Source organism: Pseudomonas sp. KK18, from assembly GCF_037094675.1.
Lineage (GTDB): Bacteria > Pseudomonadota > Gammaproteobacteria > Pseudomonadales > Pseudomonadaceae > Aquipseudomonas.
This window is the reverse complement of record NZ_CP146605.1, coordinates 1,774,179-1,790,604: the sequence shown is the minus strand read 5'-3', so window position 1 is coordinate 1,790,604 and position 16,426 is coordinate 1,774,179. Positions and strand designations below refer to the sequence as shown.

Genomic DNA, 16,426 nt, shown 5'->3' with positions numbered 1-16,426 from the left:
GTGGGCCGCCGCGATGGGCCATCCTTGGCCCAGCGCGGCTAACCCGGCGTCCTGCCGGGTTACCCACGCTCCAAAGCCTGCGTTCGGCCAGCGTGGTTTAACGGGGCGCCCAAGATCAAGATCAAAATCAAGATCAAAAGCAAGAGCACAGCGGCCTACCGGCCGGCTTGAGTGTGGTGAAGCAACAGCAACAGCAAGATCAGAATCGGGCACGGTCAAATGTGGGAGCTGGCTTGCCTGCGATAGCATCAACTGGGTGTACCTGATGCACCGAGTTGTCTGCATCGCCGGCAAGCCAGCTCCTACAGAAAAGCAGAGCCACACCGCCCGTAGCAGTTGTCGAGCGCCAGCGAGGCTGCGTGCTTTTGATCTTGATCTGCTTTTGATTTTGATCTGCGGGCCCCGTCAACCACGATGGCCGCAAGTAGGCACGGTGGAGCGGGTAAACCGGCAAGGATGCCGGTTTAGCCGCGCCGGGCCATGGATGGCCCGTCGCGGCGGCCCGCGGAACCGGGCCGGAGTGCGGGCATGCCGAGCCTAAGCGAGGCACCGAGTGGTGGGGCAAAGACCTTTTGGTTACTTTTGGGGCGTTTGCCAAAAGTGACCCGCTGTAAGAGCGGAACCATAAGCGGCCGTTACCGCAGCAACGGATATGTACACCGTCCATTACAACCAACTCAAACCCCACACAACGAACGCAACAACCCGGTATCCAGATGCCGCTCTACCAAGTCCGCCAACCGCTCAATATCCCGCTCCCGCAACCCGTGATAATCCACCGATTGCACATCCTCCAACCCCGCCCACCGCAACAACGCACTACACGCAGCCGGCGTCTCAAACACCCCATGCAGATAGGTCCCGAGAACCTGCCCATCCTCACTCTGAGCCCCATCCAGGCGCCCATCGTCCAACTGCACCGCAGCCCGCACCAAGCCAGCGCCACTGGTTACACCCGCGTGGATCTCATACCCACTCACCTCGGCCTCCTCCAGCAACAACCGCCCCCGCACGTTACGCAGCTGCTTCTCCTCCTCCAGGGTCGTACTGAACGCCAACAACCCCAGCCCAGCGCTAGAACCACAAGGCCCTTCCAACCCCAGCGGGTCGTGCACCTGCTCGCCGAGCATCTGCAACCCACCACAAATCCCCAGCACCTTCCCGCCATAACGCAGGTGCCGCGCCACCGCCGTATCCCACCCGTTGGCCCGCAAATACGCCAAATCACTGCGCACACTCTTCGAGCCCGGCAAAATAATCAGGTCCGCCGCAGGAATCGCCTGCCCCGGCCCCACAAACTGCAAATCTACCTGCGGATGCAACCGCAACGGATCAAAATCCGTGTGATTACTGATCCGCGGCAACACCGGCACCACCACCTTGAGCACCTGCGCCGCCTTGTCGATCTGGCGCTGGTCGATGCCGTCCTCGGCCTCCAGGTGCAAATCCATCACATACGGCAACACCCCCACCACCGGCTTGCCCGTGCGCGCTTCCAGCCAATCCAGCCCCGGCTGCAACAGCGCAATATCCCCGCGAAACCGGTTGATGATGAAGCCTTTGACCCGCGCCTGTTCGGTCGGCGACAACAATTCCAGCGTACCCACCAGGTGCGCAAACACCCCGCCACGATTGATGTCGGCAATCAGCAGCACCGGGCAGTCCACCGCTTCGGCAAAGCCCATGTTGGCAATGTCGTTCGCCCGCAGATTGATCTCGGCCGGCGAACCCGCACCCTCGACCATCACCACCGGGTAAGCCGCACTCAACCGCGCATGAGAGGCCAGCACCGCTTGCATCGCGATGGCTTTGTAATCGTGATAAGCCACGGCATTCATGGTGGTCACGGCGCGCCCGTGGATGATCACTTGGGAGCCCGTGTCGCTGTTGGGTTTGAGCAGCACCGGGTTCATGTCGGTATGGGGCGCCAGGTTCGCGGCCTGGGCCTGCACCGCCTGCGCTCGGCCGATTTCGCCACCTTCGGCGGTCACGGCGCTGTTGAGCGCCATGTTCTGCGGCTTGAAGGGCACCACCGGGATGCCCTGGCGCACCAGCCAGCGGCAGAGTGCGGTCACCAGCGTGCTTTTGCCGGCGTCAGAGGTGGTGCCCTGCACCATCAAGGTACTCATGAGGCTTCCTTGTAGGCCTTCAGTGCCTGTTCCAGCCGCAACCAGTCGGCCTCGGTATCCGGCAGGCCGAAACGCAGGCTGCTGTTGTCGACAAACAAGCGCAGCAGAATGCCGCGCTGGGCCATGAATTCATGCAGCTGCTCAGCCCGGTCCGTGATCATCCACTGGAACAACGCGCAGCCGCCCTGGGGCCGCAAGTCGTGGCGTTCAAGCACATCAAACAGGCGCTGGCTGGCCGATTCGCAACGCAGCCGCTGTTGCGCATGGCCGGCGGTATCGCGCAGGCATACTTGCCCAAGCACCCGCGTCGGCCCGCTGACGGCCCACGGCCCCACCTGTTCGGCGAGCAGCTTGAGCAGCTTGCGCTCGGCCAGCACGAACCCCAGCCGCACTCCGGCCAGGCCGAAGAATTTGCCGAACGAGCGCAGCACGATCAGGCCGACTTGATGGGCCTGGCCCGCCAGGCTCAGTTGCGGGGTGATGTCCATGAAGGCTTCATCCACCACCAGCCAGCCGCCGCGTTGGGCCAGGCGAGCATGCCAGTCCAGCAGGCGTTGCGGCGTCAGGCTCAGGCCGGTGGGGTTGTTGGGGTTGACCACCACCAGCACGTCGAGGCTGTCGAGGAAGAAGTCGACTTCCTGCTCCAGCACTTCGCGCACGATGTAGCCGGCGCGACGCCAGGCTTCTGCGTGTTCGGCGTAACACGGCGACAGCACACCGACCTTGCCGGCCCGGCGCAGGCGCGGCAATAACTGGATCGCGGCCTGGGAGCCGGCCACCGGCAATACATGGGGCGTGCCGTAATATTCACAGGCAGCCTGCTCCAGGCCGTCATCGTTTTCAGGCAGGCGTGCCCAGGCCCGCAGCGGGATTTCCGGAATCGGGAACGGCCACGGCGCCAGGCCGCTGGACAGGTCCAGCCAGTCTGCTTCTGGAATGCCGTACTGCATCGCCGCCTTGCGCAAGCGGCCACCGTGCTCAAGCATAAAACTCAGCCCCCACACACAGGATCAGCAACCACAGCCACACGCCGCGTTGCACCAGTTGCCAGCCACGCTCGATGGAATCCGCATCCGCCGGCGGGCCTTCGCCCAGTGGCGGGCGCTGGTGCAGCTCACCGTGATAAATCGCTGCACCGCCCAACTCCACGCCAAGGGCACCGGCACCCGCAGCCATCACCGGGCCGGCGTTGGGGCTGTCCCAGGTCGGGCCCTGGGTGCGCCAGCATTTGAGAGCCAGGCGGGTTTTGCCCAGCAGCGCGTAGGTCAACGCTACAAGGCGTGCGGGTATGTAGTTGAGCACGTCGTCAATCTTCGCCGCGGCCCAGCCAAAACGTTCAAAGCGCTCATTGCGATAGCCCCACATAGCGTCCAGGGTGTTGCTCAGGCGATAGAGCACCACGCCGGGCACGCCAGCGACCACAAACCAGAACAGCGCAGCAAATATCGCATCGCTGCCGTTTTCCAGCACCGATTCGGTGGCCGCACGGGCAACTTCAGTGCGGTCCAGCTCGCTGGTCTGGCGACTGACCAGGTAGCTGACGCGTTTGCGTGCCTCGTCCAGGTCATCGCTGCGCAATGCTTGCGCTACCGGCAGCACGTGCTCGCCGAGGCTACGCATGCCGAGGGCGCAATACAATGCGAGGATTTCCAGGACCCAGCCGATGTAGGGCGCCCACGACAGCGCCGTGGCCAGCAGGGTCAGCGGCACCACCGCGATCACCCAGGCGGTGACGCCATGGCTGCGCCAGCCCCGCCCGCCGGAGTTGAATCGTTGCTCGATGCGCCCGGCAAAATTGCCGAACGCCACCAGCGGATGCCAGCGCCTGGGCTCGCCCAGCAGCGCATCCAGCGCCACGGCAGCGACACTCAGCAAGGCCACACTCATTGACTCACTCCCCAAACATTCTCGTACAACATGTCACTCAGCGGCCGTGGTTCGGTCCAGCCTTCGAGCTGCAACATCGGTGCCGGGTAGAACTCGGCCACCGGGCCCAGGCACAACACGGCCAACGGCTTGGCACCGGGCGGCAGGCCCAGCAGATCGGCCAGGGCCTGGGGCTCGAACAGCGAGACCCAGCCCATGCCCAGCCCTTCGACACGAGCCGCCAGCCATAGATTCTGAATCGCACAGGACAACGATGCCATGTCCATTTCCGGCAAGGTGCGGCGCCCGAAGATATGCCGCTCGCGGTCGTCCATCAAGGCAGCCACCAGCACTTCGGCGCAGTCGTTGATGCCTTCGACCTTGAGCTTCATGAACTGGTCGGAGCGCTGGCCGAGAGCCTCGGCGGTGCGTACGCGTTCTTCTTCCACTAGCTGCCGGATCTGGCCGCGCAGGTTGCGGTCGCTGATGCGGATAAAACGCCAGGGCTGCATCAAGCCGACGCTCGGCGCCTGGTGCGCGGCTTGCAGCAGGCGATGGAGCAATTGCGGCGCCACGCTGCCACCGCTGAAGTGCCGCATGTCGCGGCGTTCGGCGATAGCGCGGTAGACGGCTTCGCGGTCGGCTTCCGGAAAGGCGTTGTCAGTCATGGCCTCATCGCGGGCAAGCCCGCTCCCACAGTAGATTGCGTTTCAACTCGGTCAACTGTGGGAGCGGGCTTGCCTGCGATGGCGGTCTCAAGGCTTGGCGCAAACAAGGCAGCCACCGCCATCGGGTTGGACGGGAAATAAAAGTGCACGTAGGAAGCCGTCATCCGGCCCTGACGATAAACCGCCTCGGCACCGCGCCCGCCATTCGGGCTCAGGCCCCGGGCAATCGGCTGCCACTCGGTGCTGGTCAGCGAGTGATGGTAGGTGTGACCGCGCAAGAGGCCTTCGGGCAGTTCGACGTTTTGCAGGGCCAGTGCCGCCAGACGCTTTTGCATCACGGCGTCGCCCTGGAGCAGGCCGACCAGTTCGGCACGGGTGCCGTCGACATCGGTGAGTGAGTCCAGCAGATAGAGCATGCCGCCGCATTCGGCCAGCAGTGGCTTGCCAGCAGCGTGGTGGGCGCGGATGGCGTCGAGCATCGCGGTATTTTCCGACAGCGCCTGGTGATGCAATTCCGGATAACCGCCGGGCAGGTAGAGGCTGTCAGCTTCGGGCAATGCGCGGTCACGAATCGGCGAGAAGAAGCGCAGCTCGGCGCCCATCGCTCGCAACAGGTCGAGGCTGGCGCCGTAGGTAAACGCGAAGGCTTCGTCGCGGGCCACGGCGATGCGCACGCCGGCCAGCAACGGTTGGGCCTCGATCACCTCGGGCGCAGCGAATTCCACCGGCGGTGGCAGCGCTACCTCACAGCTGCTGCCCAGGGCCTGGGCGGCGGCGTCGAGGCGCAGGTCGAGGTCGTTCAATTCGCTGGCCTGCACCAGGCCAAGGTGGCGGCTGGGCAATTCGATCCCGGTTTCCCGGGACAGTGCGCCGTACCAGCGCAGGCCTTCGGTCAGGCTGCCTTCAAGCAGTTGCGCATGGCGCAGCGTGCCGACGCGGTTGGCCAGCACGCCGGCAAACGGCAGGTCCGCCTGGTAACGCGCCAAGCCCAATGCCAGGGCACCGAAGGTCTGGGCCATGGCCGTGCCATCGATGACCGCCAGTACCGGCACGCCAAAATGCCGCGCCAGGTCGGCGCTGGACGGCGTGCCGTCGAACAGGCCCATCACGCCTTCGATCAGGATCAGGTCGGCTTCCCCCGCCGCTTCCCACAGCAATCGGCGACTTTCCTGCTCGCCGACCATCCACATGTCCAATTGATAGACCGGCGCACCACTGGCGCGCTCGTGGATCATCGGGTCGAGAAAGTCCGGGCCGCATTTGAACACTCGCACCTTGCGCCCCAGGTTGCGGTGCAAACGGGCGAGCGCGGCGGTGACGGTGGTTTTGCCCTGGCCGGACGCCGGTGCGGCGATCAGCACAGCAGGACAGTGACGGGGCTGATTCAAAGTTCGATGCCTTTCTGCGCCTTGATACCGGCCTGGAACGCATGCTTGAGCATGCCCATTTCAGTCACGGTGTCGGCCATTTCGATCAATTCGGGTTTCGCGCCACGGCCGGTAACCAGCACGTGTTGCATCGGCGGGCGGGCCTGCAGGTCGCTGAGTACCTGGTCCAGGTCGAGGTAGCCGTGCTTGAGGGCGATGTTCAGTTCATCCAGCACCACCAGGCCGATGGCCGGGTTCTGCAGCATTTCCCGGGAGACCGCCCAGGCGGCTTCGGCGGCCACGATGTCGCGGGCACGGTCCTGGGTTTCCCAGGTAAAACCTTCGCCCATCACGTGGAAGCGCACCTGCTCGGGGAAACGGCGGAAGAACAGTTCTTCGCCAGTGCTGTTGCGGCCCTTGATGAACTGCACCACGCCACACTGCATGCCGTGGCCCATGGCCCGGGCGAGCATGCCAAAGGCCGAGCTGCTCTTGCCTTTGCCATTGCCGGTAAGCACCAGCAGCAACCCGCACTCGTTCGGTGAATTGGCAATGCGCTCGTCAATCACGGTTTTTTTGCGCAGCATGCGCGCCAGGTGGCGTTCGTCACGATCGGGGGATTCAGTCATGGCAGCTCTCCGTTGGGGCTGGACAAAAACGGCGGGCAGGAAAAAGACACATACAGACAGCCAAGCATCGCCCACCGTGATGCTGTTGGATGGATCAGGCCGGTCTCCGGGCTCATGAGTGGCATTGGATGCCGAAGGTGCGCCTTCCCATATCGCGGGCGATACAGTGGCTTAAGGCACCGTCTTGACTCATTTACCGTTGCGGGGGCAGCGCCGGGATCGTGGCAGCACTGTAGAAAAATGCGCTCACTCACCGGCTTCCCTGTTTCACTCAGTCGGCGCGTACGCCACAGAGCACCTGAAACAAGCCGCGAAGGTTAGTGGGTTGGGGGTGGAGCGTCAATTAAAGCCGGACATGCGCGTGAACCATCGGGCCGCTGCGCGCCTCTACCGCTACAGGTATTAAGGAGAAAACCATGCACAAGACCCGACTTGCCCTACTGATCATGCTCGCCGGCACCCTCGCCGCCTGCGGCGAAAGCTCTACCCTGCAAGTGTCCGACGGCACCGGGCCCTCGCCCAAACTGCCGGAACCGAATAAAACCCTGATCCCCACGGTGAATATCGCCCCGGCCATCGGCTGGCCCGAAGGCACCAAGCCAACGGCGGCGGCAGGCACTCAAGTAGCGGCGTTTGCCGAAGGCCTGGACCATCCGCGCTGGCTGTATGTGCTGCCCAATGGCGATGTGCTGGTGGCAGAAACCAATGCGCCACCCAAGCCGGACGATTCCAAGGGTATTCGTGGCTGGGTGATGGAGAAAGTCATGGGCCGCGCCGGGGCCGCCGTGCCGAGCCCCAACCGCATCACCCTGCTGCGGGACGCCGACCACGACGGCATAGCCGAAACCCGCACGGTGTTCCTGGAGAACCTGAACTCGCCGTTCGGCATGACACTGGTGGGCAGCGACCTGTATGTGGCCGATTCGGACAAGCTGCTGCGCTTCCCCTATCAGCCAGGCGAAACCTCGATCAAGGAAGCCGGCACCACGGTGACCGACTTGCCGGGCGGCAGCATCAACCATCACTGGACCAAGAACGTGGTCGCCAGCCAGGACGGCAGCAAGTTGTACGTCAGCGTGGGCTCCAACAGCAACGTCGCGGAAAACGGCCTGGAAGCCGAACAAGGCCGCGCCGCGATCTGGGAAGTGGACCGTGCTACCGGCCAGCACCGCATCTTCGCCTCCGGCCTGCGCAACCCCAACGGCATGGCTTGGGAACCGCAAAGCGGCAAGCTGTGGACGGCGGTCAATGAGCGCGATGAAATCGGCAGCGACCTGGTGCCGGACTACATCACCTCGGTCAAGGATGGCGCGTTCTATGGCTGGCCCTTCAGTTATTACGGCCAGCACGTGGATGTGCGGGTGAGTCCGCAGAACCCGGAACTGGTAGCCAAGGCGATTGCCCCGGACTACGCGGTAGGCCCGCACACAGCCTCCTTGGGACTGACCTTTGCCGAGGGCAGCAAGCTACCGGCGCAATTCAGCAATGGCGCGTTTATCGGCCAGCATGGTTCGTGGAACCGCAAGCCACACAGTGGCTACAAGGTGATCTTCGTGCCGTTTGAAGGCGGCAAACCCAAAGGCCAGCCGGTGGATGTGCTGACCGGGTTCCTCGACAGCGACGAGAAAGCCATGGGCCGCCCGGTCGGCGTGGTGATCGACAAGCAGGGGGATTTGCTGGTGGCGGATGACGTGGGGAACAAGGTGTGGCGAGTGTCGGCGGCTAAATAGCCAGCTTCGCAAACACCGCAAAACAAATGTGGGAGCGGGCTTGCTCGCGAATGCAGTGTGTCAGTCAGCTTGTTGTCGACTGATCCACCGCATTCGCGAGCAAGCCCGCTCCCACATTTGGTTTCGTGTTTTCCTAGGGGTTTCGTGCCAGGTGCTCGGCTGGCAACACACGCTTGGCGCTCAGGTAGGCGTTTTGCCAATAGGCTTTGGACAGCGTGTCCAGCTTCACCGTACCGCCGGTTTGCGGCGCATGCACAAAGCGCCCTTCTCCCACGTAGATCCCGGCGTGGCTGACCTGCGAGCCGCCACCCGTGGCGAAGAAGATCAGGTCACCGGTCTGCAGGTTGTTTTCGCTCACGTCCTGGGCGCGCATCACGATCAGCTCGCGAGTGGTACGTGGCAAGGAGATGCCCGCCGCGTCACGGTAGACGAAACCGATCAAGCCACTGCAATCAAACCCCGAGTCCGGCGTATTGCCGCCCCAGCGATAAGGCGTGCCGACCAGGCCCAGCGCACGAAAAAGCACGTCTTCGGCCGCAGGCGAGAAACTTTGGGTGGCATAGGTGTTGAACACCGGCTTGGGCTTGACGGCCACGGGAGCAGGCGGAGGACGACTTGCGCAGGCGCTGAGCAGCGCGGCGCAAACGAGAAGAATTAGGCGGGCCGAGGTCGACATGGGCAGAACAATCCTGATCTGGATGCGGCTTTCGCTGCCGAACGTTGAAAAACAGAACGCGCAAGCAAAGCTCGCGCGATCAATTTACAACAATGTCCAGGGATTCTAGCGCTTACACGTCAAACTTCAAGTATCACTTTAACTTTACTTGCTAGCGGTAACGGTAGTCGGGGCCATCGCCAGGGCGCGCTTGGCTTCGATGAAGGTTTTGCTCCAGTAGCTGTCACCCAGGTTGTCGACTCGCACACCACCGCTGCGGCGGCTGCTGGAGTGGATAAACTGGTTGTCGCCCAGGTAGATACCGGCGTGGCTGACACGACCACGGCCAGCCGTACTAAAGAAAAGCAGATCACCGGGCTTGAGGTTGTTCCGCGCGACCAACGGTGCATCCACGTTGATCATTTCGCGGGTGGAACGCGGCAGGTTCATGCCGGCTTCTTCGCGGAACAGGTAGCCGATGAAACCGCTGCAGTCGAAACCGGCTTCAGAGGTACCGCCGAAACGGTAACGGGTACCGATCAGGGACATGCCGCGTTCGAGAATGCTGTCGGCCAGAACGGGAAGCTGGTAAGGCTTGGCGCCGGCGAAGTCGGCGAGTTCTTTTTCAGTTGCGATCTCTTCCTGATAAACAGTGGAAGACTGCGACGCAACGAATTTTGCCTGGGACTGCTGTACTGGTTTTTGCTGCTCAGCCACGTTTTGAGTGTGGGTGGCGCAACCAAACAACAGGGTAACGAGTGCGAGAGGCACGAGGGGTGCGAAGCGATTTAGCATGGGCACGACCGTGGCTGATGTGTAAAGAAGCCGAGACTATGCCTTCTATCACATCGATTTGCAAATTCAATCGTGATCTATGTGACTTCTTGTTTGGACTATGACATCTAAGCCCTTAACACCCTATGCCAGCCATTTGCGTGGCCAAAACGGCCCAAACGCAGGTTTTCTGGCGCCTGTAATTTGCCGAAAGCCCCGGTTTTAAAGGGCTGGCTACCAGCCCAGGGTTTCTTTGAGGAAGGGAATAGTCAGCTTGCGCTGGGCTTGCAAGGAAGCCTGGTCGAGCTGTTCGAGCAAGTCGAACAGTGCGCTCATGCTGCGTGTACCGCGAGTGAGAATAAAATGCCCGACTTCATCGGTCAGGTGCAACCCGCGGCGCGAAGCACGCAGTTGCAGGGCCCGCAGTTTGTCTTCGTCGGACAACGGGCGCATCTGGAAAATCAGCGCCAGGGTCAGCCGCGACTTCAAGTCCGCCAGCTTCACCGGCAGCTCACGTGGCGAGGTGGAGGCGGCAATCAACAAGCGCCGGCCGCTGTCACGCAAGCGGTTGAACAGATGGAACAGTGCCTCTTCCCAATCTGCCCGCCCCGCCACTGCCTGCAAATCGTCCAGGCAGACCAGTTCGTATTGTTCAAGGTTGTCGAGGATCTCGATACCGCGGTCCAGCAGCTCCGCCAGCGGCAGGTACACCGCCGGTTCACCCATCTGTTCGAAGCGCAGGCAAGCGGCCTGTAACAAGTGGGTACGCCCCACGCCGTGCTTGCCCCAGAGGTAGATCAAGCTTTCGGTCCACCCGGCGTCGGCTTCGCAGAGCCGCTCGACATAGCCGAGTGCAGCGGCATTGGCGCCTGGGTAGTAATTGATAAAGGTGGCGTCGTCACGCAGACGCACACCTAGGGGCAGCTGAATCGGTTTCATGCTGACTGAACGGTTCCAATCGAACCGTTAGTGACCTCTGTGTAAAGTTTGCAAAGTTTATACCCGTGACGCCGGGCGCACAATGCAGCAGACCACAAGCAAAATCAAAGGTTTGCGTTAACTTGTTGGATTTGGTGAGGAATGTTTGACGCAATGGCGAAACGCCAGAGCCGATAAATGACAAACCCGGCCTTGAGCCGGGTTTGTGATGCTGCGGTTATAACTCCGGTTCGTCGGTTCCGGCGTACATGTCCGAGTCCTTGTACAAGTCGTGCACATGGCGCACCAGCACCATGATCACCGCCGCCACCGGCAGCGCCAGCAGGATGCCGGTAAAGCCGAACAGCTCGCCGCCCGCCAGGATCGCAAAGATCACCGCCACCGGATGCAGGCCGATCCGGTCGCCCACCAGCAACGGCGTCAGCACCATGCCTTCCAGGGCCTGGCCGACCATGAACACCGCGACGATCCCGAGCATCGGGTACAGGTCGCCGTGGAACTGGAACAACCCGGCCACCAGCGCCGCACCGATACCAATCACGAAGCCCATATAAGGCACGATGGCTGCCAGGCCGGCGATCAGGCCGATCAACAGCCCCAGTTCCAGGCCGATCGCCATCAACCCCGCCGCGTAGATGATCCCCAGCGCCAGCATCACCAGCAACTGGCCACGGACGAAGGCGCCGAGCACCTCATGACACTCCTCGGCCAGGGAGACAATGCGCTCCTCACGGTCGCGCGGCAGCAGGCCGCGGATCTTGGCCATCATGATGTCCCAGTCCCGCAGCAGGTAGAACGCCACGACCGGGATCAGCACCAGGTTGGTCAGCCAGCCAATCAGCGCCAGGCTCGACGCCGTCGCCTGGCTCAGCACCACGCCGACAATGTCGGTGGTCTGGCCCATGTGCTCGCTGATGGCCGCCTTGACCTTGTCGAACTTCCAGAAGCCGTCTGCCAACCCCAGCTTGGCCTGCGCCCACGGCATGGCCGTGTGTTGCAGCCAGTCGAGCATCTGCGGCGCCAGCTCATAGAGCTTGAACAACTGCTTGGCCAACATCGGCACCAGCACCAGGACCAGCGCCGTGATGATCAAGGTGAACAACGCAAACACCGCCACCACGCCCCAGGTACGTGACAGGCCGATCTTTTCCAGGCGATCCACCACCGGATCGAACAGGTAGGCCAGCAGTAACGCGACCAGGAACGGCGTCAGGATCGAATGCAGCAGGAACACAAAAACGCACAGCAGGACAATCCCGCCAAGCCACACCCAACGACGCGTATCCGCCATAAAACACTCCCTCTGTTATTTGCTTCCTGCTTCTATATAAGAAGGAAGAACACTTACCAATGAAAACGTAGCTGCGGCGTCGGCTCGACCGGTGCCGGTTGCGCGCCTTCTACCACCGGCTGCGGAGCCGGAGCTTCACCTGCCGGGATTTCCTGCAACTTGGCCAGGCTCAACTGGGTGCGCAGCTGCTCGGCGCTGCCATTCACCCGATAAACGATGCGAGTGCCGTCCACGCGCACTGGCTGGGCACCGAACGGTTCCAGCAGATGGCCGAGGGCGGCGTAATGCTCGAGATTCATGCCCTGCACTTCCAGCAACTGATCACTGGTGGCAGCGCCGGCCTTGACCGCAAAGCGTGGTGCCAGGCGTTCGCTGACGGCCAGCAGCACGGCGTCGGCCAATGCGGCAGTATCAGTGCCGGTGGCGGTGCCCTGCTCGCTTTTATCCCCCAGCCACAGGCGCCATTTGGCCGACCATTGGCCGCCATCTTCGCGAGCATGCACCGCCAGCAAGGCATCGGCCCCATAACGCTCGGACGCGGCGCGCAGCGGTGTGGCGTCAGGGCTTTCAAGATTCGGGGCGGTGGCGACGATCTGTTCGTCCAGGTCACCCAATGGCAGACGCAGCGGCAAACCACGGTGCTGGGCCGCGCGGCGCAGCGGCTGGGCGACGGCCTGGCCATCACCGACCAGGCTGCTGCCTTCCACGGAGTCGTTCAGCCACCAACCGAGGATCGATGGCCGATTGCTGCCCCACAGCGCCAGGCCCGCGCCACGCAACGCGCGGTCGGTGCTGACCGGGTCGAAATCCACCTGCAGGCTTTCCGGCGGGCCGGCGTCGTAGCCATACTGACTGATGATTTGTTGCGGGTCTTTGCGGATCGCCGCCAGGCCCGGGCCATCGGCGGCCTTGGCGTCGCCGGTCAGGCGGATCACCAGGGTTTGCAGGGCACGCTGGGTCGCCTGGTCGCGCTCCTGGGGAGACTGACTGCTGACCGGCTCCAGCACTTGATAGAGACCATTGAGGGTTTCGGCATGACTCGCCAGGCTGACCAACGACAAGCAGCCCACAAAAAAATATTTACTCAGACCCATGAAAGAAGATTCCCGAACGGCAAATAAGCGGTTGGAACAGACCGCGTGAACACTGTTGAGCAAGGCTGTGACCACAGCGACCGGCAAAACATTCACAGGGTCTCGGCAAGTTTTTGTACTGTCATAACGATAGCGAGTTAAAGGCTATACCTTAATAGGGCCTGTGACCGACTCGATTAGCGATTTTTTTAACAGCTATTGCCCCTGCCCGTCGGCCCGAGGATGGCCGCTGCCCCTCAAGCCTGATAAAATCGCGCGCCTTCGCAGACCGTCAATGGCAGGCCGTGCTGAAACTTCAGGTTTCGGTACACCCGCCGCATTCGGTCGTTACCCCTGAATCCCCCCTAAAGGCCTGGATCATGAGCAAGCAACCCTCCCTGAGCTACAAGGACGCCGGTGTAGACATCGACGCCGGTGAAGCATTGGTCGAACGCATCAAGAGCGTCGCCAAGCGCACTGCGCGCCCCGAAGTCATGGGCGGCCTGGGCGGTTTTGGCGCCCTCTGCGAGATCCCGGCCGGCTACAAGCAGCCTGTATTGGTCTCCGGCACCGACGGTGTGGGCACCAAGCTGCGCCTGGCACTGAACCTGAACAAGCACGACAGCATCGGCATCGACCTGGTTGCCATGTGCGTGAACGACCTGGTGGTGTGCGGCGCCGAGCCGCTGTTCTTCCTTGACTACTATGCCACCGGCAAGCTCAACGTCGAGACCGCTACCCAGGTGGTCACCGGCATTGGCGCTGGCTGCGAACTGTCCGGCTGCTCCCTGGTCGGCGGCGAAACCGCTGAAATGCCAGGCATGTACGAAGGCGAAGACTACGACCTGGCCGGTTTCTGCGTCGGCGTTGTCGAAAAATCCGAAATCATCGACGGTTCCAAGGTGGCTGCCGGTGACGCCCTGCTGGCCCTGCCATCGTCCGGCCCGCACTCCAACGGCTACTCGCTGATCCGCAAGATCATCGAAGTGTCCGGCGCCGACATCGAAACCATCCAGCTCGACGGCAAGCCCTTGACCGACCTGCTGATGGCCCCGACCCGCATTTACGTGAAGCCGTTGCTCAAGCTGATCAAGGACACCGGCGCGGTCAAGGCCATGGCCCACATCACCGGTGGCGGCCTGCTGGACAACATCCCGCGCGTACTGCCTAAAGGCGCCCAGGCGATTGTCGACGTGGCCAGCTGGCAGCGCCCGGCAGTCTTCGACTGGCTGCAAGAGAAAGGCAACGTCAACGAAACCGAGATGCACCGCGTGCTGAACTGCGGCGTGGGCATGGTCATCTGCGTGGCTCAAGAGCACGTTGAAAGCGCGCTGAACGTATTGCGTGAAGCCGGCGAACAGCCTTGGGTCATCGGCCAGATCGCTACCGCCCCTGAAGGCGCGGCTCAGGTTGAACTGAAGAACCTTAAGGCGCACTGATGCCTGCAACCTGTGATGTCGTGGTGCTGCTCTCCGGCACCGGCAGTAACTTGCAGGCCCTGATCGACAGCACGCGCGCCGGCGACAGCCCGGTGCGCATCGCTGCGGTGATTTCCAACCGCAGCGACGCCTACGGCCTGCAACGCGCCAGGGACGCAGGTATCGACACCCGCTCCCTGGATCACAAGGCTTTCGAAGGCCGCGAGGCCTTCGACAGCGCCTTGATCGAACTGATCGACGCCTTCAACCCCAAACTCGTGGTACTGGCCGGCTTCATGCGCATTCTCAGCGCTGACTTCGTGCGTCACTACAACGGGCGTCTGCTGAATATCCACCCGTCCCTGCTGCCAAAATACAAAGGGTTACACACCCACCAGCGTGCCCTGGAGGCCGGCGACACCGAGCACGGCTGCAGCGTGCACTTTGTCACCGAGGAACTCGATGGCGGGCCTCTGGTCGTACAGGCAGTAGTTCCGGTAGAGTCTGCGGACTCTGCGCAGACGCTTGCGCAACGGGTTCACACCCAGGAACACAGGATTTACCCGCTGGCTGTTCGCTGGTTCGCTGAGGGGCGGTTGATTCTTGGCGACCACGGTGCATTATTGGACGGTCAGTTACTTGCGGCCAGCGGCCACTTGATTCGAACCTAGGAGACTTTATGCGTCGCGCCCTGCTCTTCGCTTTTGCGCTGTTCGCCTTGCCTGCCGTGCAAGCGGCAGACCTTCACCCTTTCTCCGCCAGCTACACCGCCGACTGGAAACAGTTGCCCATGAGTGGTTCGGCAGAACGCAGCCTGACCAAGAATGACAACGGCAGCTGGACCTTGAATTTCAAGGCTTCCATGATGATCGCCAGCCTGACTGAAACCAGCGTGATCCGCTTCGACAAAGACGCCCTGCAACCGGTGAGCTACACCTTCGAACGCGGTGGCCTGGGCAAGACGAAGAAGATCAACCTCGACTTCGATCAGACGGCCAAGAAAGTCACCGGCTTTGAAAACAAGGACCCGGTCAACGTGGCCCTTCAAAGCGGCATGCTCGACAAGTCGACCTACCAGTTGGCATTGCAGCGCGATGTGGCAGCCGGCAAGAAAAGCATGAGCTACAACGTCGTCGAAGGCACTGATGTCGATACCTACGACTTCCGCGTGATCGGCCCGGAAAAGGTCCAGACCAAAGCCGGCTCCATCGATGCGATCAAGGTCGAGCGCGTGCGTGACCCGACTCAAAGCAAGCGCATTACCCAAATGTGGTTTGCCAAGGACTGGGGCGGCATCCTGGTTGCCCTGCGCCAGGTCGAGACTGACGGCAAGGAATACAACATCATGCTGCAAGACGGTACCGTTGACGGCAAGGCTGTCAAAGGCAGCTGATCCTCTGCGCAATGAAAGAGCCTCGCGTACGCGGGGCTTTTTTTCGCCTGTCGCCTGACGCCAACATGAAACTTTTGTCATAAAACTCAGCGCCCTGCGACGCAATGTCGCGGTTTCCGTGGGCTCGCGGGATTACTCCAGTTTCTGTAAAGGTGTGTTGCAATTCCTGGTTATTTACTTAGCAAGCTAACAAATCATATAACAAAGGCCTGCGACGCCTTGCCGCAGATCAACCAGAGATTGGAGCAAGCAGATGACTGTAAAAGTAACTGAACGCGACGATGAACATATGTCCCATGAAGCAGTAGCCCACGGGATTCACATCTGGGATGTACACCAGCAAGACCTGCTGGTCGGCATGTTTCACGACGAGACCGAAGCTCATAATTATAAAAACGAGCTCGAGACCCTTGAGATGAAACGCCAGGCGCAAAGCTCCTGAAACTCTGAAATCCTGTAGATAACCAGCCCCACGCAGCTGGAGTGTCTATAAA

Annotated in this window: 16 protein-coding genes and 1 riboswitch; of the genes, 5 read left to right on the top strand and 11 right to left on the bottom strand. The window is 61.9% G+C overall.

Going from position 1 to position 16,426, the window contains the following annotated elements; genetic code table 11:
* Positions 1-677: 677 nt before the first annotated feature.
* The 6 genes from V6607_RS08055 to cobO are packed head-to-tail and all read right to left on the bottom strand — an operon-like array spanning position 678 to position 6,659.
* Complete coding sequence (locus V6607_RS08055; protein ID WP_134325927.1) at positions 678-2,129, bottom strand: cobyric acid synthase; 1,452 nt, start codon at positions 2,127-2,129, stop codon at positions 678-680.
* Complete coding sequence (gene cobD, locus V6607_RS08050) at positions 2,126-3,115, bottom strand: threonine-phosphate decarboxylase CobD (protein ID WP_003210755.1); 990 nt, start codon at positions 3,113-3,115, stop codon at positions 2,126-2,128. Before cobD ends, V6607_RS08055 begins: the two co-directional genes overlap by 4 nt.
* On the bottom strand, positions 3,108-4,016 hold the full coding sequence (gene cbiB, locus V6607_RS08045; protein ID WP_003210754.1) for an adenosylcobinamide-phosphate synthase CbiB: 909 nt from the start codon (positions 4,014-4,016) through the stop codon (positions 3,108-3,110). Before cbiB ends, cobD begins: the two co-directional genes overlap by 8 nt.
* Positions 4,013-4,663 (bottom strand): 5,6-dimethylbenzimidazole synthase, encoded by a 651-nt coding sequence (bluB, locus tag V6607_RS08040; protein WP_134325926.1) that lies wholly within the window; start codon positions 4,661-4,663, stop codon positions 4,013-4,015. The genes cbiB and bluB overlap by 4 nt, the downstream gene beginning before the upstream one ends.
* On the bottom strand, positions 4,660-6,051 hold the full coding sequence (locus tag V6607_RS08035) for a cobyrinate a,c-diamide synthase (RefSeq protein WP_087694821.1): 1,392 nt from the start codon (positions 6,049-6,051) through the stop codon (positions 4,660-4,662). Before V6607_RS08035 ends, bluB begins: the two co-directional genes overlap by 4 nt.
* Positions 6,048-6,659, bottom strand: coding sequence for a cob(I)yrinic acid a,c-diamide adenosyltransferase (gene cobO / locus V6607_RS08030; RefSeq protein WP_134325925.1), 612 nt, complete (start codon positions 6,657-6,659; stop codon positions 6,048-6,050). The genes V6607_RS08035 and cobO overlap by 4 nt, the downstream gene beginning before the upstream one ends.
* 79 nt (positions 6,660-6,738) lie before the next feature.
* Positions 6,739-6,976: riboswitch (cobalamin riboswitch) on the bottom strand.
* A 99-nt stretch (positions 6,977-7,075) separates the two neighbouring features.
* On the opposite strand from cobO, the gene V6607_RS08025 reads away from it, so the two are divergent.
* A complete protein-coding gene (locus V6607_RS08025; protein WP_003210750.1) occupies positions 7,076-8,389 on the top strand; it encodes a sorbosone dehydrogenase family protein in 1,314 nt (437 codons plus the stop codon).
* Positions 8,390-8,522: 133 nt separating this feature from the next.
* Here the strand turns inward: V6607_RS08025 and V6607_RS08020 are convergent, their stop codons facing one another.
* The 5 genes from V6607_RS08020 to V6607_RS08000 form a co-directional block, all read right to left on the bottom strand.
* The gene (locus tag V6607_RS08020; RefSeq protein ID WP_003210749.1) at positions 8,523-9,065 is read right to left on the bottom strand and encodes a C40 family peptidase; all 543 of its coding nucleotides are present in this window, start codon (positions 9,063-9,065) and stop codon (positions 8,523-8,525) included.
* A 144-nt stretch (positions 9,066-9,209) separates the two neighbouring features.
* Positions 9,210-9,839, bottom strand: coding sequence for an NlpC/P60 family protein (locus tag V6607_RS08015; protein ID WP_003210748.1), 630 nt, complete (start codon positions 9,837-9,839; stop codon positions 9,210-9,212).
* 213 nt (positions 9,840-10,052) lie between these two features.
* A complete protein-coding gene (hda, locus tag V6607_RS08010; RefSeq protein ID WP_003210747.1) occupies positions 10,053-10,757 on the bottom strand; it encodes a DnaA regulatory inactivator Hda in 705 nt (234 codons plus the stop codon).
* 217 nt (positions 10,758-10,974) lie between these two features.
* On the bottom strand, positions 10,975-12,048 hold the full coding sequence (locus tag V6607_RS08005) for an AI-2E family transporter (RefSeq protein WP_003210746.1): 1,074 nt from the start codon (positions 12,046-12,048) through the stop codon (positions 10,975-10,977).
* Positions 12,049-12,101: 53 nt separating this feature from the next.
* Positions 12,102-13,142 (bottom strand): DUF2066 domain-containing protein, encoded by a 1,041-nt coding sequence (locus V6607_RS08000; protein ID WP_003210745.1) that lies wholly within the window; start codon positions 13,140-13,142, stop codon positions 12,102-12,104.
* A gap of 359 nt (positions 13,143-13,501) precedes the next feature.
* Between V6607_RS08000 and purM the strand changes: the two genes are divergently transcribed.
* The 4 genes from purM (at position 13,502) to V6607_RS07980 (ending at position 16,374) form a co-directional block, all read left to right on the top strand.
* Positions 13,502-14,560, top strand: a complete 1,059-nt coding sequence (gene purM, locus V6607_RS07995; protein WP_008438191.1) for a phosphoribosylformylglycinamidine cyclo-ligase — start codon at positions 13,502-13,504, stop codon at positions 14,558-14,560.
* Positions 14,560-15,210, top strand: coding sequence for a phosphoribosylglycinamide formyltransferase (gene purN, locus V6607_RS07990; RefSeq protein ID WP_008438189.1), 651 nt, complete (start codon positions 14,560-14,562; stop codon positions 15,208-15,210). The genes purM and purN overlap by 1 nt, the downstream gene beginning before the upstream one ends.
* An 8-nt stretch (positions 15,211-15,218) precedes the next feature.
* The gene (locus V6607_RS07985) at positions 15,219-15,932 is read left to right on the top strand and encodes a DUF3108 domain-containing protein (protein ID WP_003210742.1); all 714 of its coding nucleotides are present in this window, start codon (positions 15,219-15,221) and stop codon (positions 15,930-15,932) included.
* Between the two features lie 253 nt (positions 15,933-16,185).
* Complete coding sequence (locus V6607_RS07980; protein WP_008438187.1) at positions 16,186-16,374, top strand: hypothetical protein; 189 nt, start codon at positions 16,186-16,188, stop codon at positions 16,372-16,374.
* Positions 16,375-16,426: the final 52 nt, after the last annotated feature.